The following is a 21,328-nucleotide window of genomic DNA, read 5'->3' as shown; positions in this document are numbered from 1 at the left end:
ACAGTAATAGGAGATACGAAAACGTCACGGCGGCTTATTCATAAAAATAAGAGTTCGTGACGTTTTGGTGGTCTAGCAATGACCTAATAGGTCAAGCCGCAGTGCTTGCCTTAAACTTACTCAGGCAACTGCGTTGTCTCTGGTAACCAATCTGCCATATCGTCTGGCAATGGCGCAGTAATAGTCTTGTAGCCTGGGATATCTAGGCGCCATGCGTGTAGACATAGGCGATGCACGCCCGATTTATCATGGACATTGTATTTGTCATCACCCAAGATAGCATGACCAATATGTGCCAAATGCACACGAATCTGATGTGTACGTCCTGTCATTGGCTTGGCTTCGATCACACTTACTGGCTGACCTACCATCACAAAACGATCGTGTACAATAATATCAGTCTGGCTTTCTTTTGCCTGCGTATCTTGGCTGTCTACTTTGACTCGGCGCTCACCACTGGCTAGCGTATAACGCAACAGTGGCGCATCGATACGCTGTTCGTTCAATGCAGGCTGCCCTTTTGCTAAACACAAATAGTGCTTCTGAATGGTCTTATCGACCAAATGCTGCTGCAACACTTTTAGCGTTGAGCGTTTTTTAGAGATCATCAACAGCCCTGAGGTATCTTTGTCGATACGATGTATCAGCTCTAGGTATTTTTTACCCGTCACTTCACGCATGGCTTCGATCACCCCAAAGTCCAAACCACTACCGCCATGCACAGCAATACCAGAAGGTTTGTTTAGCACAATCAGGCCTTCATCTTCATAGACCACACGTGCCAGCAAGCTCTTAGCAAACTCAGTGCTGATGATTGGTTTTTCGCGTGTCGCCAGCTCCACAGGAGCGATACGCACGACGTCTTCACGTTGTACTCTGTCGTGGGCCTTGCAGCGCTTATTATTGACGCGCACTTCATCTGAACGAATCATTTTATAGATATGCGGTTTTGGCAAACCCTTTAAGCGATTCAACAAAAAGTTATCCAAACGCTGATCGTGTTGATGGCGTGTCACTTCAAGGTAGTTTACCTTGCCAAAGTTACTAATCTCATCGTCAGCGCTTTGCGGGCGTGTTTTGCTATTGAAAATAGCAGGGGCTTCGTGGGTAGGAGCGTCGTCAGTCATTTTTGAGTTTGTCATTTTTAGTTAGGTGTTTACACAAAGATTTGTTATAGTTTAGCATGTTGAGCGACAATTAAGCAGAGACTACGACAATAATCATTGTTGTTTCAGATAGCTGGTCACCGTTTTATTGCTTTTCAGTATTTACTGATTGCTATTAAAGAGGTCCATGCTATTTACCTTGCTGATATTAGACGTTTGATCTGATTTAGGGCGCATTATTTACTTAAAGGTATTACTTACCAGATATCGCTCCATAAATTAAAAACACTGTATTGAATGTTATTCGATACCATAAAATAAATAGTGACACTAAACACCATCGCGTTCGTAAATATGACAACAAATCTATTTATCAACGGATGACAACACCACATTGACTCACTAACTGCATGACAACGACTTTACTTGATAACTATTTATTATTTAATGATTACTTATCTGATGGTTCTTTATGCCAGCGTAGTTGAGCAAGTATGGGTAGCATAGCGTTAGGATCGAAAAGTAACTCGATAGCTGCCGAAGTATTGGTGGTCAAACAGATGACGACAAAATGTAAATACAATACCATGCTGATGAGCTGGCTCATTACTCTGTTTGCCAAGTACGCCCCGCTGATAACCACAGCCGCAACCCCTAACCTTGAGACACCCAAGATATGATTAACGACACACAAAGAACGATAAACAAAGAGTAACCAATCGCTTTACCTGAATAGATAATCGCTGACTGACGAACTATATATAATAGCCACCACGATCGCGATATTATTGTTAGACTTTGATGGATAAATGGCAACATCATCACGCCTTTTTAGTATGAGTACTTTTGAACACTGCAACTGACCATCGCCCACGCTTACAACGTGCGCCAAAATCACGACCAACAAAATGTACTGACTTTAACTAGGCTTGGTGAATTCGCTATATGTACTAAATTTACTGATGACAACATACAAATACCATAGCCTTACACCCTATATTATTTACATTGACATGAGTATCGCTAACCACTTCAGGTAAAAAAAGCCATTGAATAAGCCATTGTGCTTTATTAGACCCACGATTTACGTTTTACCGTTAATTAATATCTGTAAACGCTAATATAATATTAGTCACACTTGCCACTATGTTCTAAAGACTGTCTTATCGTTGTTATGCGTACTCATATAGGATATAAATATGAAACGCATTTTGATCAACGCCACCCAAAACGAAGAGATTCGTGTCGCCTTATGTAAAGGCAACCACTTGTACGATTTCGATTTAGAAAACCGTACCCGCGAGCAAAAAAAATCTAATATCTATAAAGGTCACGTGACTCGTGTTGAGCCGTCACTCGAAGCTGTGTTTGTTGAGTATGGCTCACAGCGTCAGGGGTTCTTGCCAATTCGTGAAATCTCTGCTGAATACCTAAGCGGCAACCCACGTGACGAAAACATCAAAAAGCTGATCAAAGAAGGCGACGAGCTTATTGTTCAAGTCGAAAAAGAAGAGCGCGGCAATAAAGGCGCTGCCCTATCGACGTATGTCTCATTAGCTGGTCGCTACCTAGTCTTGATGCCAAATAACCCACGTGGCGGCGGTATCTCACGTCAGATCTCAGGCAAACTGCGTGAAGACATGAAGCGCATGTTAAGCAATCTTGATTTACCAAAAGGCATGAGCGTCATCATTCGTACGGCAGGTATTGGTAAAACTCAAGAAGATTTACAGCATGATTTAAATCACTTGCTCAATATTTGGCAAGCTATCCAAGAACAAAACCAAAAATACCCATCACCGCGCTTGGTTCACCAAGAAGCGGGGGTGGTCACTCGTGCTGTGCGTGACTATCTACGTGATGATATCGCTGAGATTTGGATCGATAACGAAAACGCTTACATTGAAGCGGCGGGCTTTATCGATGCGGTGATGCCAAAGCAAGCCGAGAAGCTACGCAAGTATACTGATTATGAGCCGATGTTTTCGCGCTTTAATATCGAAAAACAAATCGAAACCGCCTATCAGCGTGAAGTGCGTCTGCCTTCAGGTGGCTCAATTGTTATTGATCAAACAGAAGCACTGGTCTCTATCGATATCAACTCAGCCAAATCAACCAAAGGCTCAGACGTCGCTGAGACTGCCTATCATACCAACCTAGAAGCGGCTGATGAAATTGCCCGTCAGCTTCGCTTGCGTGATATGGGTGGTTTGATTGTCATTGACTTCATTGACATGAATGACAACAAACATCAAAAAGAAGTGGAAAAACGTCTGATTGACGCCACCAAATATGATCGGGCGCGCGTACAATTCGGTGATATCTCTAAGTTTGGTCTGATGGAAATGAGCCGTCAGCGTCTACGTCCTTCACTAGAAGAGTCGACTGGCTATATCTGTCCGCGTTGCCATGGCAATGGTATGATTCGTGACCTACGTTCGTTGTCGCTCTCTATTATGCGCCAAATCGAGCAAATTGCGCTCAAAGAGCGTCAAGGTGAAGTACAAGCAGAAGTGCCTACAGACATCGCAGCATTCTTACTGAATGAAAAACGCGACAGCTTGGTGTATCTTGAGCAAGACAGTGGGACGCGTATCACGATTTTGCCACATGCTCATCTAGAATCACCAAACTTCAAGCTACACTTTAACCGTGATGGTTTTGCACCATCGAGCTATGAGCGTATCACTGACGCTCAAGAACAAGAGCACAGCGATCTTGGCTACAATGTCGACTGGCAAACTGCAGAAAAAGAACGTCCTGAGCAGCAGCCTACTCGCCAGCCACGCAAAACGCCAAATGACAGCAACAAACCAAACCGACCAAACACGCAGCAGAGCAAAGCGTCACAAACGCAAAATGAGACGGTAAATCATAGCAATGATCGCCGTAATCATAAAAATACCAATGATACTGTGTCTGCACCGCAAGATAGCAAAACCCAGAGCAACTCCGTACCAGTCGCGCCGCAGACTCAAAATATCGAAACGGCTGCTCAACCACAAGCCGTTGCTTGGTTATCCAACCTATTTGCTCAGGCGCCGCAAGCGTCCACAACACCTAGTGTCAGCAGTCGTGATGCCGCTGAAGCTATCGAAGCACTAGTAAACACTGGGGCCCAAAGCCTAGGCTCATTCGGTCAAGTTGATAGTAATGCGTTGAATAGTGCTGGCACAAATAGTGCGCAACCAGCTCAACGAAGCAATAGTCAAAATGATGACAGTCAATCGTCAGATAGTAATAGCAACCGTCAGCAAGCTCGTCGCAACAACGACAGTGATACTGATGAAAACAATAACGAGGACAGAAGAAGACGTAAGACCCGTAAGTCTAGATCTTCTAAACCGCGTCAAAGAAAAGAGACAACTGACGAGAATACTAACAACGTCAGTAATACGGACAATAGCGCTGATAGTAAATCCTATGACAGTCAGGACCAAAATCAGCCAGAAAAGCGTCAGCCAGACAACAGACGTAATAACAATCGCAATCGCAACAATCGTCAAGACAGCAATCGCAGCGCGAATGAGCAGAACAAAGCTGACAAGACTGAGAACGAAACCAGCCAAAAGCCTGATGAGCAGACTCGTGCTAAGCGTAAATCGCATAGCCAACGTGGCTCACGTGGCAAGCTGGAGCGCGGTGAGACGCTAACGGCTGACAATATTGAGCAAAGCAAGCAGCAAAACTCTAAGAACAGCGATGCCGCCAATAGCAAAAACCACTCTGGTACGCGCCGTAGTCAAGATCCTAACGAAGTCGTGCTACAGGTCAACGAAGCACCCACTACGTTAAAAGCGTCAGAAGTCGTGCACTTGTCTTTAGATGACAGCAAGTCTGCACAGGTAAAACCTCAACCTAACGATAGGCATAGCCAAAAAAACAGTACGGTGAAAAACGAGCGTACTGAAGAAAGCGCTGTTCAACAGCCTTCTGCTAGCCAACAACCTAGTGGCAGTGAGCAAAACGCTGAAAAGCAAAATACCACGGCTCAAAAGGCGGATAAGCGAAGTGACGATAAGCAAAGCACGGTAGAAATGCCAGAGCGTAAAGTTAATAATGATAAGGATGATGCTACCAAAGCTGAGGTACAGAACGAGACACCTGTACATGAGCCAGTTGCTAAAGAAAGAAAAGCACCTGTAGAAGCATCATCGAGTTCTACAAGTAACACCGAAAGCAAATCGGAAGCGCCAACACCGGTAACTGCTGATGCAAAAGAAACGGAAGAGACTTCAAAACAGCAGCAGACAGCTGATACGACCGATAGTGACAGTAAGACAGAAGCATCTAAGCAAGCTCCAGCCCAGGAGAGGCGCTCGAACGAGAATGCCATGAGTAACTCAGCACTTGAGCTGACACATGAGGCATTGTTTGGTGCACGTTACGTGACTGCTGAGAAGTTTGGTCAAGCCAGTAACGATCCACGAGTCGTAAAGAGCAAGCAAGCCCAAGCAGTGCAAACACCTCAAGTAGCAAATTCTGCTGTGGTAAGTGCTCCTGCAATACGCGGTACAGTTGGTGAGTTTATACGTACAACGCTGCCAGACGCGCCAGCTCGCTTGGCAGAAGATGGCGTTATCAACTGCTTTATCGCAACGGTTGCCTTGCATGCTGAGCAAGCAAAAGCTACTGGCAATGCTGCTGAAGATAAAAACAGTATTAGCAACAGTGAAGTGGCCAGTCAGAGCTTTGACTTTAGTAACTACGGTTATCAGCCACTAGCTGATGAGTATTTGATGCGCTTTGAAGCGATGACGCAAGCCGTTAGTCAATTTGCAGCAGCTCAAGGCAAGACGGACGTAGAGCCACGTACTATCAATAAGCGTGCTAGTAATGATCCACGTGGTCAACATCCTGACTATCAAGAATCCACTCAAGAGTCCGCAGTCTTAAATGTCCCTACCGAGCAAACTTCAGAAAATGAAGAACCGTCGGTAGAGACCAAGCAAGATACTGCTGAAGTGGACGCGCATAACGTTGAGGCAACTGCATTAGCGAATCAAGAGCAGACAGATGATGTCAGCACTGATAGCGAACAGTTACTAGAGCTTGAGAATGCTCAATCAGCGACTGAAAATGTAGAAGCTGAAGCTGAGCAAGTTACCGACGCTCAAGCAGAAGAGTCTACTAAAGAAGCAAGTAAAGAAGATAGTCAGGCAGCCAAATCTAAGACGACTATTGCCAGCTATAAAAATATGATCGAGAATGTGGCTGAGCAATTACTGCCGCAGACAGGCATGTTTAATCTGACTACGCCAAAAGTACCAAAGGCACGCAGTCGTAAGCCTAAGTCTGAGCATAAAAAACCGACACAAGTAGAAAAAGCAGAAGCTGATGACACCGGCGATGATAGCTAAAGCACGGTAATATAAAAGTCATTTAAATGTAAAAGCCCCGATACTTATAAGTATCGGGGCTTTCTATCTTTTTGGCGTGATGATCTTAGTTTAATAATCTTAGCTTGCTTTCAACTTAACTTCTTTAACCTAATACATAGCTAACGGCGCAATGACTGAGTTAGTGCGCAGTAGCATCGCCGCCACGCATTTTGCTAATAGTCGTCACAATGGCTACCACGATAACACCAACGATTAGTCCGACCAGTCCATTCAATAATGACGCGGTCAATCCTTCGAACACCCCAGTAAGATGAGCAATATCTTCTACACTATGATGCAAAAAGCCGATACCGTGAACAATAATACCGCCACCCACTAAGAACATCGCAATTGTGCCCGCTATTGATAAAAACTTCATTAGCTTCGGTGCTGCTGCAAGCATAAACTCACCAAACTTGCGTTTGCTGTCACCTGCTTGTGAGTTCTCAATAAGATGTAAACCTGCATCATCAATCTTGACGATACCTGCAACCAAGCCATAAATACCGACGGTCACCACAGCAGCTACTATCGAGAGCACGATACCTTTTTGAACGATATCGCCACCAGCAGCTGTGACCGCGCCTAAAGAGATAACAATAATCTCAGCCGATAAAATAAAATCGGTGCGTATCGCGCCTTTAATTTTGTCTTTTTCAAACGCAACCAAGTCTATATTGTCATCTGCATTGGCTTTTAAGCGGGCATTTTGCTCCTCATCATGAGGCAATAACTTTGGCCAAAATTTGTGTATGACCTTTTCAGCCCCTTCATAACTCAGATACAACCCGCCGATCATCAATAGTGGGGTAATCAACCACGGTATAAAATAGCTGATCAAGAGCGCCGCTGGTACTAAAATCACCTTATTCACAGCCGAGCCCTTGGCAACTGCCCAAATAACAGGAAGCTCGCGACTTGGCTTAACTCCTGTGACCTGCTCGGCGTTAAGTGCCAAATCATCGCCAACTAAGCCTGCGGTTTTTTTGGCAGCAATTTTGGTCATGACGCCTACATCATCCATTAAGATGCTGATGTCATCGAGTAAGGTTAATAAACTGGCACCTGCCATGCGTGCTCCTTAAAGCAAATTTGTTAAAGATAAATCGTTAAATGATATAAATTATTATAAAAACGATGCTATTAGCTGTAGATTACAAGGGCAGGCATATATATTAAATAGTACAAATGTATCTTATTTTTTTAGCTCACGTTAGCAACCATTCTTTAAAGTTAGTATTGTTTGCACTAATTGGCTGATGTACTGCCGCTGTCATTATCTACAATTATGGTAATATAGAGAAACTCACCACCTACCCTTTACCATCAACAAGTCATAAAAATGTCTATAAAATTAGACCTTTAAAGTTAGCCCTTTAAAGTTAGACCTTTAAAGTTAGACCTTTAAAATACTACTAAGACACACCACTATAGATAAACGTTCATAGTATTTTTATATATAGTGTTGTTATATAACGAACTCATCATTAGGCGCGATGCCTATAGGAAACCCGTATGCCATCACCTATTAGCAAAAAGACCACTACATATAATCGTTTTTCTCGTACTATCCTCTCTCGTGTTGTGATGGGTGCCTTACTGGTAGGTGTTGCTGCTGGCTGCTCCAATAATTCAGCGGACGCAACCAGCAATACTAGCGTGGTCGGTGCTACACAAGCTCAAGCTGCTTCTGGGAAAGTATCAACTGGTGCAACATCAGCTGACAATGACCCTACCGTTGTCAAAGCATTACAAGCAAATTTAAAAGCATCTGGTATCGAAGAAAATATCGTTTCAGCAGTACCGACAGATATGGATGGTATCTATTGGGTGACGGCTGAAGGACTACCGTCTTTCTTTACAGATAAATCCGGCAAGCATATTATCCAAGGACAAATCGTAGCCGTTGGTGATGCTGCACCCGTTGATATTAGTGCCGCTTTGGTCGCCAATACTGCACAAGAAGCGCTAAAGGCAGTGGACAAAAAAGAGATGATTATTTATCCAGCAAAAGGGGCGACCACCGCTGTTGTCTATGCCTTTACTGATGCAGACTGTGGTTATTGTCGTAAATTGCACGAAGAGATGGATGATATCAATGCCCGCGGTATTGAAGTACGTTACTTGGCATGGCCACGTAGCCAAGAGTCGGTACCAAAAATGGAAGCAGTTTGGTGTAGTCAAGACCGCAACGCCGCTATGAATCAGGCAAAAATGGGTGCCAATGTGCAAGCCCCCAACTGCGCAAACCCAGTACAAGAACATATGGCATTAGGGTCAAGACTTGGCGTACGTGGCACCCCAGCTATTTTTACTGAGACAGGACAACAAGTGGGCGGCTACCTACCTGCGGCACAATTGGCGCAAGCCGTCGGTGCTAACTGATGATTTTTTTGGCAAAATTCACTGCTATTATCGTTTTATCAACAGTAGACGATATGACCTTGGCGACATTGTGTAGACGTCACAACTGCTTGTCGGTATGATACGATAAAGCACGATGCAACATCAGCAATACCCTTTTATCTGAGCATTTTTTATTCAACTATGATGAAGTATGTATGCGAGGCTGCCATAGAAAATGCGCACAGACTGTCGGTTTAGTACCGCAGGCTCATTTGGCACTGTCACAGCGTTTTACTTCATTATATTCAACCTCTTGAGGATACTGTGAGCAATTCCATCAAACTAGCGATACTTGGTCTAGGAACCGTCGGAACAGGCGTGATCAACCTAATCAATGACAATTTAGATGAGCTAAAACGCCGTAGTGGACGCGACATTATTATTACCGAAGTAGGTACGCGTCGTCAGCGTGATGATATCGATACAAACATCACGCAAAACAGTGACTTGATGGCAATTGCGGCAAGCGACAATGTCGATATCGTTATTGAAGTGATTGGCGGCACTACCCTAGCAAAAGACGTCATCATGCAGGCTATCAAAAATGGCAAGCATGTAGTGACCGCAAACAAAGCCTTATTGGCTGAGCATGGCAATGAGATCTTTTCTTTTGCTGAAGAAAACAATGTCCACGTTGCCTATGAAGCAGCAGTGGCAGGCGGTATCCCAATCATCAAAGTGATGCGTGAAGCTCTCGCTGCCAATAAAATCGATTGGCTTGCAGGTATTATCAACGGTACTGGCAACTTTATCATGACCGAAATGCGTGACAAGGGTCGTCCATTTGCTGATGTATTGAGCGAAGCACAAGAGCTTGGTTATGCGGAAGCCGATCCAACTTTTGATGTCGAAGGTATTGATGCCGCGCACAAATTGGCCTTGCTCGCCTCTATTGCGTTCGGTATCCCGCTGCAATTTGACAAGGTTTACTGTGAAGGCATTACTGGTATTACCCTACAAGACGTCAACTATGCCGAAGAGCTGGGCTATCGTATCAAGCACTTAGGATTTGCGGTACGCCGTGATGGTGAAGGTAACGACGACGATGCTGGTGTTGAGCTGCGTGTACATCCAACGCTTATTCCGCAGGATGCGTTACTTGCCAATGTCAATGGCGTCAAAAACGCCGTGTTGGTCAACTCACATCCGCTTGGACAAACACTCTATTGCGGTGATGGTGCAGGTGCAGGCGCTACTGCTTCTGCCGTGATGGCAGATGTCATGGATTTAGTCCGTGTACTTGGCAGCAAAGATAATGACGATCAAAGCAGCAGCGATCAAAATAATCACGGACATCATGTGCCGCATTTGGCATTCATCCCTGAACAGTTATCGGACACGCCAATATTACGCGCTGAGCAGATGATTACTGGTTATTACTTACGCGTACATGCTTACGATAGCCCTGGCGTCTTAGCAGACATCACTCGCATCCTAAGTGATGCTGGTATCAATATCGATGCTATTTTGCAAAAGCCTGCTCACAAAGTCGGTCAAGTGCCTGTGATTATATTGACCTTGCCTGTCGTTGAGAGCCGGATGAACCTAGCTATCGAAAAAATTGAAAAACTCGATACCATTACTGATAAAGTAGTACGCATTCGCTTAGATGAGCTAGCGTAAACAAAATACTGAATGAATCGGCCCTTTTAGTAATAAAAATATTTGTAGTCATACAAGTGCAGCTAGCTGATCAATGTCTGATCCATTCAGCAAAATTTTTAAACAAAACACGTAATAAGGAATAATAACGATGTCAAATGATTCAATTGTAATTTTAAACGGCGCACGTACTCCAATGGGCGGATTCCAAGGCGTATTAAAAGACGTCAGCGCTACCGATTTAGGTGCTGCTGCTATCAAAGCCGCTCTCACACGCTCAGGCGTTAGTGCTGATAACGTTGATGAAGTTATCATGGGTTGTATTTTGACTGCAGGTTTGGGTCAAGGCCCTGCCCGTCAAGCAATGCGCAAAGCAGGCCTACCTGATGCGACTGGTGCTGTGACCATTAACAAGCTATGTGGTTCAGGTCTAAAAGCAGTCATGCAAGCGCACGACGGTATCAAAGCTGGCAGCTTCAATGTTGCTGTGGCTGGTGGTATGGAATCAATGACCAATGCCCCTTACCTGATGCCAGGGTCGCGCGGTGGCTACCGTATGGGTCACAAAGAAGTAAAAGACCATATGTTCTTAGACGGTCTAGAAGATGCTGAAACGGGTAAGCTAATGGGTATGTTTGCTCAAGAAATGGCAGACGAGAAAGGCTATACGCGTGAGCAAATGGATGAGTTTGCTATTGAATCACTTAACCGTGCTCTAACAGCGATCAAAGACGATCATTTCAAAGATGAGATCGAGCCTATAACGTTCAAAACTCGTAAAGGCGAACAGACAGTCGATACTGATGAACAACCAGCCCTAGCAAATGCTGATCGCATCCCTACCCTACGTCCAGCATTTGCTAAAGACGGTACGGTTACAGCGGCAAATGCCAGCTCAATCTCAGATGGTGCTGCTGCTGTTGTAGTCATGAAAGAATCACAAGCGAAAGCTGAAGGTCTGGATTATCAGGCTCGTATCGTTGCGACTGCATCAAACTCGCGTCACCCAAGCGAATTTACAATTGCACCGATTGGCGCAATTGAAAAAGTACTCGCAGGTGCTGGCTGGTCAGTAGATGAAGTGGATCTATGGGAAATCAACGAAGCCTTCGCGATGGTCACTATGGCTGCTATGGATGAGCTAAAAATCGACCATGCCAAAGTAAACGTTGAAGGCGGTGCTTGTGCCCTTGGCCATCCAGTAGGCTGTTCAGGTGCGCGTATTCTCGTTACCCTTATCAACTCTCTTAAGCGTACCGGTGGCAAAAAAGGGGTTGCAACCCTATGTATCGGTGGCGGCGAAGCTGTAGCCGTTGCGATTGAGCTACCTTAAGTAAAAACTGCACTTGTACATGACATTTAGAATGTAACTGACTATTTAGTATATCACTTACTTGATATATGTTACCCAAAAACCGCATTGCCCTAAGTGATGCGGTTTTTTTGTTTCTATTTAATTAAAATACACGCCAAACATTACTCTATGTTAAGGCGCGTTAACTTGTACCCCCTTCTCTGTTATTGCACTTACAGCCTATTACACGCAATTACGGCAAGTGCACACTTTGCTACCTTGCTCATATATCTCATCCAAAATCATGGTGTTAGGATAAATACAAGTTGATGAGAGGGCTATTCCAATAGTTTAATCCTAACTTTGTAATACAAATGATATTGCGTTAAAACTTAAAAATAACTATTAATTTTAAAACTATAAACTCATATAAAGGGAAGACAATAATGAGCCAGCTAATCCGTTTAAAAGATATCCAAGCCACTCACCGCGACTTAATCGGTGATGACTATTATGATCCAACAGAAAAAACCGCCTACGGTGTGAATGAAGAAAAGATCGGTAAAATTGAAGGTGCCCTAGTAGAAGACACTACTGGTCGCATTCGCTATTTGATCGTTGATGCAGGTGGCTGGTTCAGCTCAAAAGAAGTGTTGGTGCCAGCAGGTTTAGCACGTATTGTAGGTGACGACGTATTCTTTGATAGTTTGACTAAATCACAAGTAGAAGCAATGGAAGCATACGATCATGACTACCAGTACAGCTATAAAGAGCAGTACGAAAAAGATCGTCAGAATTTTACTGCTGATACCCTACCGGCTGAAGAGCGCGTAGATATCGCAGATCATTCTTATGAAGCACCAAATACACTAGAGCTATTAGAAGAGCGTCTAACTGTAAATAAAGACCGTATCGTAGCTGGTCTAGTAAAAGTTGGCAAACATGTCGTAACTGAAGAGCGTAATGTTGAAGTAGAGCTAGAAGAAGAGCATGCTGACATTCAGCGTACCAGTGTCGATCGTCCGACAGATCGCCGTATCGGTGACGTAGATGTAAGCGAAACAGTAGAAGTTGAGTTAGAAGCAGAGCGTGCTCGTGTGGCTAAAGAAACTTACGTAACTGAAGAAGTCAACGTTGGCAAAACAACAGATCGTCATACAGAGACTCTTGTTGAAACTATCCAACGTGAAGAGTTAGACGTAGATAATAATGGTAATGTGGTTGATCGTGAAGGCAATTTAGTGAATCGTGATGACATTACTGCAGATGACGTAAGACGTGCTCGTGGTATGTAATATATAAAGCAGATACAAATTAATATCTAAAAAAGACCGGAGTTATACTCTGGTCTTTTTTATGGATTGATCCTTTTTCCCAGGAATTTCCTGTGTACTCTGTTGCACGATTTATACTGAGAGATACTCGCTATATTTAGTATCTTATATACTATAAATAATTTTAAAAACCTATCATCCATTGCTCGCATACAATAAGGAAATAACCATGTCTACTGATAATAACAATAGCGATCTATACCAAGACAATTTAGACAATGAGCAACACCTATCAACTGACAATACATCGAACGTAGTTAATGTTGGACATCTAGAGCTGCTAGAAGAACGTCCAGTTGTTAATAAAGAGCGCTTAGACGTGGGTAAAGTGACGGTCACCAAACATGCACGTACAAAGACCATCAACGTACCCATTGAGCTTATAGAAGAATATATTACTGTTCGTACTGAGTATCATGATACAGAGAGTCAAGATTTGCTCTCAGGTAACTACGATGAAAAAGATATATTGCGTCATGTTGAGCCATCACTAGACAGTAAGGCAGTAGTAACTGTCAATGGCAAGCAAATAGAAATTGGTGATGAGCCAATTGAGATTGTGTTGTCACGTCAAGTGGCTACGGTTACTAAAGACACTTATGCCATTCAAGAGATTGACGTCAATAAGAGCACGCATGTGCATACCGATAGCATTCAAGTAGAGCTCAAGCATGAAGAGCTAGACGTCACTGAAGAGGGGTTCTTAGCGCACGAGTCACAGAATAATGACTCTACTCGTTTGAAATAGATGAGAGTCTGACTTTTTGTTTATTAGCCCGCAAAAGCTACAGACAATAAAAAGCAACGCTTACTCGCGTTGCTTTTTATTGCTTGTTAACGATTGGCTATATCATTGTATAGTTGCTAATGTTTAGCTATGAGACTTTGTTACATTCAAAAGTATCAACGTTTGCCTCATCAGTACCAGCAGTACGCATCACACCTGTATCGCGCGCTTCGTGGGCGACGCGCCACTGAGTGAATCCTTGACCACCATCAATCGATGTTGCGACTTCAAACACTTCAGGGTTAGTACCTTCATTGGTTTGATTCAATGTTACTGTACCCATGTCAGTTGCAACCACCACTTGATTGGTTTCTTCTTTATAGGTTGCATCAACTTTCAACTCAGGCGAGCACAAATATAGTATCTGTGTCACGCCGCTATTAACAGAAGCAACCGTGTCATCCTCTACTTCATTGAGTGAGGCATCTTCGCTATTGACCACAACGTCACTCGGTTCGGCAGGCTCAGCAGACATAGGCACAGACTCTTCTGTACTAACGCCTTCCATGCCTGCTTCTGGCTCTGATTGTTGCTGACAGGCGCTGATCGTCAATGCACCAGCTAGCAGTCCTGTCAACGCTACTGAAGTCCGCAACTGTTTTAATAATTCTAAACTCATAACTCTCTCCCAAATAGATATGCTAAACACTATAGCGTGTCCGCAAATTCACGCCTATGCTGAATTTGTAAATAATCAATACAAATTGTCTGCTAGACATATAAGAATAGATGTCAGTGCAAGAAAGCTTTGTATTCACATAAAAAAGCCCTTACCTAATTTAGATAAGGGCTTTTCTTTTTTAGCTCAAAGGTATTGCTCTACGATGACCAATCCTTAGATCTTGCCGTGACACTGCTTATACTTGAGGCCTGAACCACAAGGACAAGGGGCATTACGACTGATATTCATACCAGCGTATGGATTTGGTTCGTTGGCATTATTCGGGTTACCTGCTACAGCTGCACTCACGCCAGCTGCTGCAGCACCAGCAGTATTGCGGTTCTGTGGTTGCGGCTGAGCGGTGGCACTGTTTGCACTGCTATCTAAGTTATCGACATCATCATGCTCGAACTGCATCTGCATGTGAGCGGCATTTTCGCGCTGCTGAGCTTCTAGTGCTTCAAGCTCTTCTTTTGTTGGTATATGTACACGTGACAAGTCCTGTACGGTTTCAGACTTGATTGCACCCAGCATCATCTGGAACAGCTCAAACGATTCACGCTTGTACTCTTGCTCAGGGTTTTTTTGTGCATAACCTCGCAAATGAATCCCTTTACGCAGCTGATCCATCTGTGTCAAATGCTCTTTCCAATGCTTATCTAGGCTTTGTAGCATAAAGTGACGCTCAAGCTGAGCTGCGTCTTGCTCACCCATCTGCTCACGGCGACTGTGATAACGATCTATCGCCGTCTGAACGATTTTCTCGCGTAGCCCTTCTTCATCCAGTCGGCGGTCTTCATCTAACCAGTCATTGATCGGCATTGTGATCTTGAACTCATCCTCAAGCTCATCTTCTAAACCATCGACGTTCCACTGATCATCAATAGAGCCAGGCGGAATAAACTGATTAATCATGGCATTGTAGACTTCTTTATGCATCACTTCGATGGCTTCTAATAGCTCCATCTCAGCCAGCAGATCATCACGCTGACCATAAATCACTTTACGCTGCTCATTGGCGACGTCATCATACTTCAATAGATTTTTGCGAGCATCAAAATCGCGGCTCTCAACCTTACCCTGTGCGTTCTCAATCGATCTAGACACCATCTTATGCTCGATAGCTTCGTCTTCTTTTAAACCCATTGCACGCATCATGTTGACCACGCGATCGCCTGCAAAAATACGCATCAAGTCATCTTCAAGCGATAAGAAAAAGCGTGACATACCAGGGTCACCTTGACGACCAGCACGGCCACGTAACTGGTTATCGATACGGCGTGACTCATGGCGCTCAGAACCAATAATATGCAAACCACCAGCGGCCACAACTTGATCGTGCTTGACTTGCCACTGGGCTTTTAGACGCTGCATCTCCTCTGGGCTGACCGCATCAATATCTTCGATAAAGGATTGCCAGTTACCGCCTAAGATAATATCCGTACCACGACCTGCCATGTTGGTTGCAATCGTGACTGATTTTGGACTACCTGCTTGCGCGATGATCTCAGCTTCACGTTCATGCTGCTTGGCGTTTAGAACGTTATGCTTGACGCCTCCTTGATCGAGTAAGTAAGACAACTCCTCACTGGCCTCAATCGTCGCCGTACCAACCAATACTGGCGCACCTTTTTCCTGAATTTCTTTAATCTCGCGGATGATACCTTTGTACTTTCCTAACTTTGTTAAGAAAATCTGATCATCCATATCGATACGAGCAATGGGCTCATGCGTTGGAATAACGATGACATCTAGATCATAGGTAGACTTAAATTCTGCTGCTTCGGTATCAGCAGTACCCGTCATACCAGACAGTTTGTCATACAGACGGAAGTAGTTCTGGAACGTCGTCGTTGCAAGCGTTTGGTTCTCTGCTTGAATCTCCACACCTTCTTTCGCTTCTACTGCTTGATGTAGACCTTCTGACCAACGGCGACCTGGCATCGTACGACCGGTATTCTCATCAACAATAACCACTTCGCCTTCATCGACAATATAATGGACGTTTTTGACAAAGACATGATGCGCACGAATGGCTGCCTGAACGTGAGCCAATAGTGGCAAGCGGCTTGGGCTATACAAGCTTTCGTTTTCACCAAGCTCACCTACTTCGATTAAGAAGCGCTCAATTTTCTCGTAGCCTTTTTCGCTGATTTCAATTTGGCGATTTTTTTCGTCAATCCAAAAATCTTCTTCTTCGTTGTTCTTGTTGGCTTCTTCATCTTTTGAGCGGATCAGCACAGGAATAATAGTGTTGATCAGCGCATACATGCGTGATGAATCTTCAGCTTGACCCGAAATAATAAGCGGTGTACGCGCTTCATCGATTAAGATTGAGTCAATTTCATCTATAATACAGAAATTTAGTGCGCGCTGTTTCTTCTCTTCTAGCTTGAACACCATGTTATCGCGCAAGTAATCAAAGCCGTACTCGTTATTGGTACCATAGGTAATGTCTGCTTGGTAAGCATTGATTTTTTCTTGTGGCAGCTGCTGCGAATAAATAACACCAACGGTCATACCCAAAAACCCAAATAGTGGGCGGTTTAGCTCAGCATCACGAGCAGCCAAATAATCGTTAACCGTGACCAGATGGACGCCTTTACCACTGATAGCGTTTAGATACATTGCCAAGGTACCCATTAGGGTTTTACCTTCGCCTGTTTTCATCTCAGCGATTTTGCCTTCGTGCAAGGTGATACCACCGATCAGCTGCACATCGTAGTGACGCATACCATTTACACGTAATGATGCTTCGCGGCAAACGGCAAATGCCTCTGGCAATAGTGCATCTAGGCTTTCGCCTTTTTGATGGCGCGCTTTAAACTCTTCGGTTTTTTGTTGTAGTTGCTCATCAGACAGGGCTTGTATTTCAGCCTCTTTTGCGTTGATCTTACTGACCACTTTACGCATGCGTTTTAATTCGCGGTCATTTTTAGTGCCAACCACACTGCCTATAATCTTTGATAACATAATTTTTTGACCTATGGAATATTCGATAATTAGTGCGCATTAGCCAAAGCTTAGCTCGCGGCCTTGTCTTCATTCGACTAAGTACTACCTAATTTAGTATCGCCCAATTAAGTGTGCCGTCATTATATATGGTTATGGCGCTGATGGATACAAGGGCAGCGAGTAGATATTTGCCGCAGTAAAAACCACGTAGGACGTGTTAAAATAGCGAATACCTTCTTACATTTCTTAGCGTTTTGAATGACTTTATCGGTTTGTCATTGCTTTGAGTCTCGTATAACTCTATCGGCATACATTGATCCAAAATTGATAACTGAACCAGTTATGTACGAACATCTGATGCACCTATTAAGTCAACATTCATATATCAAACAAGCAATGCCATAAAGTCCCTACCACAATACACTGATCATCACTCATTACAGTACTATAAGAGACTCTGCATGACCGTAAAGCCACCTGTACAAAATCAGTCGTCAAACCCTAATTCATTGGAAAAACCCTTATCAAAACAAGAGAGCTCTGACTGCTTAAATATAGGCGATGCTGTCTATAACCTAGCAGACCATACGCCAATGATGGTGCAATATCTAACCATGAAAGCCAACTATCCACAAGCGCTGCTGCTATACCGGATGGGTGACTTCTATGAGCTGTTCTTCGATGATGCCAAGCGCGCTGCGCAAATATTAGATATTACGCTCACTCGCCGCGGTAATGACAAAGCAGGCAATACGATAGCGATGGCGGGGGTACCGTTTCATGCAGCCGATAGCTATATGGCACGCTTGATCGCAGCTGGGCAAACGGTAGTGGTCTGTGAGCAGGTAGACGACGCTGTCAGTAGCCCTGCCGCTGACGATAGCGTCAGCTTACCTAGCATGGGTGACAAACAAAAAAAGAGTAAAGGTAAATCAGCGGCTGGTAGCATCATGCGCCGCGAAGTCGTCAAAACACTCACAGCAGGCACTATTACTGATGACGCTCTGATTGCGCCAAACCATACACCCACCGTGGTCGCTATCGATATTGCTAGTGTAAAAGCTCAAGATAGTAGCCAGACCATACGGGCGGCAGTCAGTCAAATGGACTTGGCCGCTGGCACATTAACCACGCAAACCTTGAGCGCTGACAAAGACGATGCAGATAGCTTGCAGACGCAGATGCTGACGGTGTTAGCACGGTTTGCACCCAGTGAATGTATCATTAGCGAAGCACTTGGCGATAGCATTAGCGGCAGCATTGGAAGCAATGATACAGAATGGATGCTATGGTTACGGCAGCATCTTGACTGCCCTATTATAGAAGTTGCTGCCAATGATTTTCATCGTGGGCACGCTAGTGACACGCTTTGTCAGCAGTTTGAGGTGCAGCGTCTCGATGGTTTGGGTATTGCGGACAATGTACTGGCGCAATCTAGTTGCGCTGCGCTGATTCACTATGCACGGCAGACTCAGCAGCGGCATGTGCCACAGATCAATCAGCTTATCGTTGAGCATAGTGATGACTACCTGATTATCGATGCTAATAGTCAGCAAAACCTTGAGCTATTTGCTCCTGTTAGTAGCAGCGGCACGTCTTTGATATCGGTCCTCAACCACTGCCAGACACCAATGGGCAAGCGACTGCTCATGCAGCAGATGAAGCGTCCACTTCGTCAACATTCGCATATTAATATGCGTCTTGATGCAATAGACGCCTTATTAAATACCGATAGCAACTCCGCTCAAACTACCCAAAATTCAAAAAATGGCTCATTGGTAACTAGCCTACGTGACACACTCAATACCATTGGTGATATCGAGCGTATTAGTAGCCGTATCGGGCTAATGAGCGCAAAACCTCGCGATTTGCGCAAGCTTGCCGACAGTATCGCGAGTAGCGCTCACCTTACAACTTTACTCGTGAATGCGGGTATCAGCCATGAAGACGCTGGCCTGTTACCGATGTTGATGCAGCAATTACCAAATAAGCTCCCTGCTGTTCAGGCTGTCTCTGAAGTGATCGAGCGTGCCATCATCACAGAGCCACCTGCACATATACGTGATGGTGGCATGCTGGCAGCGGGTTATGACGATGAGTTCGATCGTCTGACTCATCTTCATGACAATATCCAAGCCACCCTGGATAAGATGGTAGAACAGGCTCGTCAGGACAATCAATTACCCAGTCTAAAAGTAGGCTTTAATAAAGTCAGTGGCTTTTACTTTGAACTGCCTAAAGTGCAAGCAAAGAACGCTCCGGCTCATTTTATCCGTCGGCAAACCCTCAAGAGTAGCGAGCGTTTTATCACCGATGAACTAAAAGAAGTCGAGACAGAATATCTGAGTGCGCAATCTTTGGCACTAGCTCGTGAAAAACAGCTATACCAAGAGCTACTGAATCAATTAAATGAAAGTCTGGCCGATCTACAACAGCTGAGTGCTGCTATCGCCCAAGTAGACGTGCTGAGTAACTGGGCAGATCTTGCCATAACCTATAACTGGCAACGTCCAGTCATGGGTCATAGTTCGAAAGATAAAAACGAATTAATCGCTCGTAATCAGAGCACTATTGATATTCGCCAAGGCCGTCACGTTGTCGTCGAAGCCGCATTGAGTCAAAATAACGCCAACCACAGCAATAATCATTCATTAAGCGCCAAACACTTCGTCGCCAATGACTGTACGCTAGGTAGCACCAATGCTGATAGTGCTGAAGAAGGACATCCTGAAAGACTGCTCCTGATTACTGGTCCCAATATGGGCGGTAAATCCACTTATATGCGCCAGACCGCGCTGATTGTCTTGCTTGCTCATTGCGGTAGCTTTGTGCCAGCAGCAAGTGCTCATATCGGTGATATCGACCGTATCTTTACCCGCATCGGCTCAGCAGACGATTTAGCCGGCGGCAAGTCGACCTTTATGGTAGAGATGATAGAGACGGCTAATATATTAAACCAAGCAACCAATAAGTCGCTCGTATTAATGGACGAAGTCGGACGCGGTACGGCGACCACTGATGGCTTGGCCATTGCTCACGCTTGTGTCAATCGCCTAGTAGAGATTGGCTGCCTGACACTATTTGCCACTCATTATTTTGAGCTGACGCAATTGGTACACAGCGATGGGGGTCACCACAACAATATCCGTAATGTCCATGTTGCCGCTAGCGAGGTCGATGGTCAGTTGTTACTCCTTCATAAAATTAAGGAGGGTGCAGCAAGCTCTAGCTTTGGATTACATGTCGCAAAAATGGCTGGTATTCCCACTCAAGTGTTAGATGATGCCAAACGCTACTTAGCCGATCATCTACAAACGGATAGCCTAAAAACAGATGACCTAAAAGTAGATAATCAGAAAATTACTGATGATAAAAATGAATTAGCTAAGTCAGTAACGGATAAACGAGCAAAGGATTATAATGGTGACACTCTAAATCACGAGATAAACCATATTTCGCAAGCGGTAGACGTAATAGATAATCCAAAACAAAATCAGCTATTTAGCTTACAAGACGAGCTGAGTGCTATCGATCCTGATAGCCTGACCCCTAAACAGGCTCATGATATGCTATATCATCTAAAGAAAATCATTAGTCATTAAAGGGAATTGTCAAATAGTAGCAAAGGCGCTAAAATACGATTTATTTTTTCACTATTCTATATAGCCCTTATAGTTGATTAAATTTAAAAGTGCTGCAATGCGACCGAGTGTAAGTATACACCTTACTTCAAGTAAAGTTGACGCAGTAGCGCTTTTAAAAATTGACTATATCAGCCAATCCAATAACAGGTAGACCTCGC

The 21,328-nt window shown here is 44.3% G+C and carries 12 protein-coding genes; 8 read left to right on the top strand and 4 right to left on the bottom strand.

Annotated features, from left to right (window positions below):
* Window positions 1-116 precede the first annotated feature (116 nt).
* Window positions 117-1,127, bottom strand: a complete 1,011-nt coding sequence (locus AC5JPY_RS09440) for an RluA family pseudouridine synthase (protein ID WP_443525324.1) — start codon at window positions 1,125-1,127, stop codon at window positions 117-119.
* Between the two features lie 473 nt (window positions 1,128-1,600).
* On the opposite strand from AC5JPY_RS09440, the gene AC5JPY_RS09435 reads away from it, so the two are divergent.
* Together AC5JPY_RS09435 and AC5JPY_RS09430 are read left to right on the top strand one after the other, a co-directional pair.
* On the top strand, window positions 1,601-1,786 hold the full coding sequence (locus tag AC5JPY_RS09435) for a hypothetical protein (RefSeq protein WP_493852374.1): 186 nt from the start codon (window positions 1,601-1,603) through the stop codon (window positions 1,784-1,786).
* A 519-nt stretch (window positions 1,787-2,305) separates the two neighbouring features.
* Window positions 2,306-6,466 (top strand): Rne/Rng family ribonuclease, encoded by a 4,161-nt coding sequence (locus AC5JPY_RS09430; protein WP_493852373.1) that lies wholly within the window; start codon window positions 2,306-2,308, stop codon window positions 6,464-6,466.
* 160 nt (window positions 6,467-6,626) lie between these two features.
* On the opposite strand, the gene AC5JPY_RS09425 is transcribed toward AC5JPY_RS09430, so the two are convergent.
* Window positions 6,627-7,559: a DUF808 domain-containing protein gene (locus tag AC5JPY_RS09425; RefSeq protein WP_443525321.1), complete on the bottom strand. Its 933-nt coding sequence runs from the start codon at window positions 7,557-7,559 to the stop codon at window positions 6,627-6,629.
* Between the two features lie 443 nt (window positions 7,560-8,002).
* On the opposite strand from AC5JPY_RS09425, the gene AC5JPY_RS09420 reads away from it, so the two are divergent.
* The 5 genes from AC5JPY_RS09420 (at window position 8,003) to AC5JPY_RS09400 (ending at window position 13,871) form a co-directional block, all read left to right on the top strand.
* Window positions 8,003-8,872 carry a DsbC family protein gene (locus AC5JPY_RS09420; RefSeq protein ID WP_443525320.1) on the top strand — a complete coding sequence of 290 codons (870 nt, stop codon included), beginning with the start codon at window positions 8,003-8,005 and terminating at the stop codon, window positions 8,870-8,872.
* Between the two features lie 285 nt (window positions 8,873-9,157).
* Entirely contained in the window at window positions 9,158-10,516 is a 1,359-nt protein-coding gene (locus tag AC5JPY_RS09415) for a homoserine dehydrogenase (protein WP_493852372.1), read from the top strand.
* Between the two features lie 130 nt (window positions 10,517-10,646).
* Window positions 10,647-11,828 carry a thiolase family protein gene (locus AC5JPY_RS09410; protein ID WP_493852371.1) on the top strand — a complete coding sequence of 394 codons (1,182 nt, stop codon included), beginning with the start codon at window positions 10,647-10,649 and terminating at the stop codon, window positions 11,826-11,828.
* 407 nt (window positions 11,829-12,235) lie between these two features.
* Window positions 12,236-13,084, top strand: coding sequence for a DUF2382 domain-containing protein (locus AC5JPY_RS09405; RefSeq protein WP_493852370.1), 849 nt, complete (start codon window positions 12,236-12,238; stop codon window positions 13,082-13,084).
* Between the two features lie 208 nt (window positions 13,085-13,292).
* A complete protein-coding gene (locus tag AC5JPY_RS09400) occupies window positions 13,293-13,871 on the top strand; it encodes a YsnF/AvaK domain-containing protein (RefSeq protein ID WP_493852369.1) in 579 nt (192 codons plus the stop codon).
* Window positions 13,872-13,998: 127 nt separating this feature from the next.
* Here AC5JPY_RS09400 and AC5JPY_RS09395 read toward each other — a convergent pair whose 3' ends face one another.
* Both AC5JPY_RS09395 and secA read right to left on the bottom strand, forming a co-directional pair.
* The gene (locus AC5JPY_RS09395; RefSeq protein ID WP_443525314.1) at window positions 13,999-14,529 is read right to left on the bottom strand and encodes a hypothetical protein; all 531 of its coding nucleotides are present in this window, start codon (window positions 14,527-14,529) and stop codon (window positions 13,999-14,001) included.
* Window positions 14,530-14,745: 216 nt separating this feature from the next.
* Window positions 14,746-17,544: a preprotein translocase subunit SecA gene (gene secA, locus AC5JPY_RS09390; protein ID WP_493852368.1), complete on the bottom strand. Its 2,799-nt coding sequence runs from the start codon at window positions 17,542-17,544 to the stop codon at window positions 14,746-14,748.
* Window positions 17,545-17,987: 443 nt separating this feature from the next.
* Between secA and mutS the strand changes: the two genes are divergently transcribed.
* Window positions 17,988-21,128, top strand: coding sequence for a DNA mismatch repair protein MutS (mutS, locus tag AC5JPY_RS09385; RefSeq protein ID WP_493852367.1), 3,141 nt, complete (start codon window positions 17,988-17,990; stop codon window positions 21,126-21,128).
* Window positions 21,129-21,328: the final 200 nt, after the last annotated feature.

Source organism: Psychrobacter sp. H27, from assembly GCF_059072655.1.
Note: the sequence above shows the minus strand (reverse complement) of the source record. Positions and strands in the feature narration are given on the sequence as shown.

Bases quoted from the DNA above. Each gene is read 5' to 3' on its own strand.
- AC5JPY_RS09395 (WP_443525314.1), bottom strand. From the start codon at position 14,529: ATGAGTTTAGAATTATTAAAACAGTTGCGGACTTCAGTAGCGTTGACA.
- AC5JPY_RS09430 (WP_493852373.1), top strand. From the start codon at position 2,306: ATGAAACGCATTTTGATCAACGCCACCCAAAACGAAGAGATTCGTGTC.
- AC5JPY_RS09440 (WP_443525324.1), bottom strand. From the start codon at position 1,127: ATGACTGACGACGCTCCTACCCACGAAGCCCCTGCTATTTTCAATAGC.
- AC5JPY_RS09435 (WP_493852374.1), top strand. From the start codon at position 1,601: ATGGGTAGCATAGCGTTAGGATCGAAAAGTAACTCGATAGCTGCCGAA.
- mutS (WP_493852367.1), top strand. From the start codon at position 17,988: ATGACCGTAAAGCCACCTGTACAAAATCAGTCGTCAAACCCTAATTCA.
- AC5JPY_RS09405 (WP_493852370.1), top strand. From the start codon at position 12,236: ATGAGCCAGCTAATCCGTTTAAAAGATATCCAAGCCACTCACCGCGAC.
- AC5JPY_RS09400 (WP_493852369.1), top strand. From the start codon at position 13,293: ATGTCTACTGATAATAACAATAGCGATCTATACCAAGACAATTTAGAC.
- secA (WP_493852368.1), bottom strand. From the start codon at position 17,544: ATGTTATCAAAGATTATAGGCAGTGTGGTTGGCACTAAAAATGACCGC.
- AC5JPY_RS09420 (WP_443525320.1), top strand. From the start codon at position 8,003: ATGCCATCACCTATTAGCAAAAAGACCACTACATATAATCGTTTTTCT.
- AC5JPY_RS09410 (WP_493852371.1), top strand. From the start codon at position 10,647: ATGTCAAATGATTCAATTGTAATTTTAAACGGCGCACGTACTCCAATG.
- AC5JPY_RS09425 (WP_443525321.1), bottom strand. From the start codon at position 7,559: ATGGCAGGTGCCAGTTTATTAACCTTACTCGATGACATCAGCATCTTA.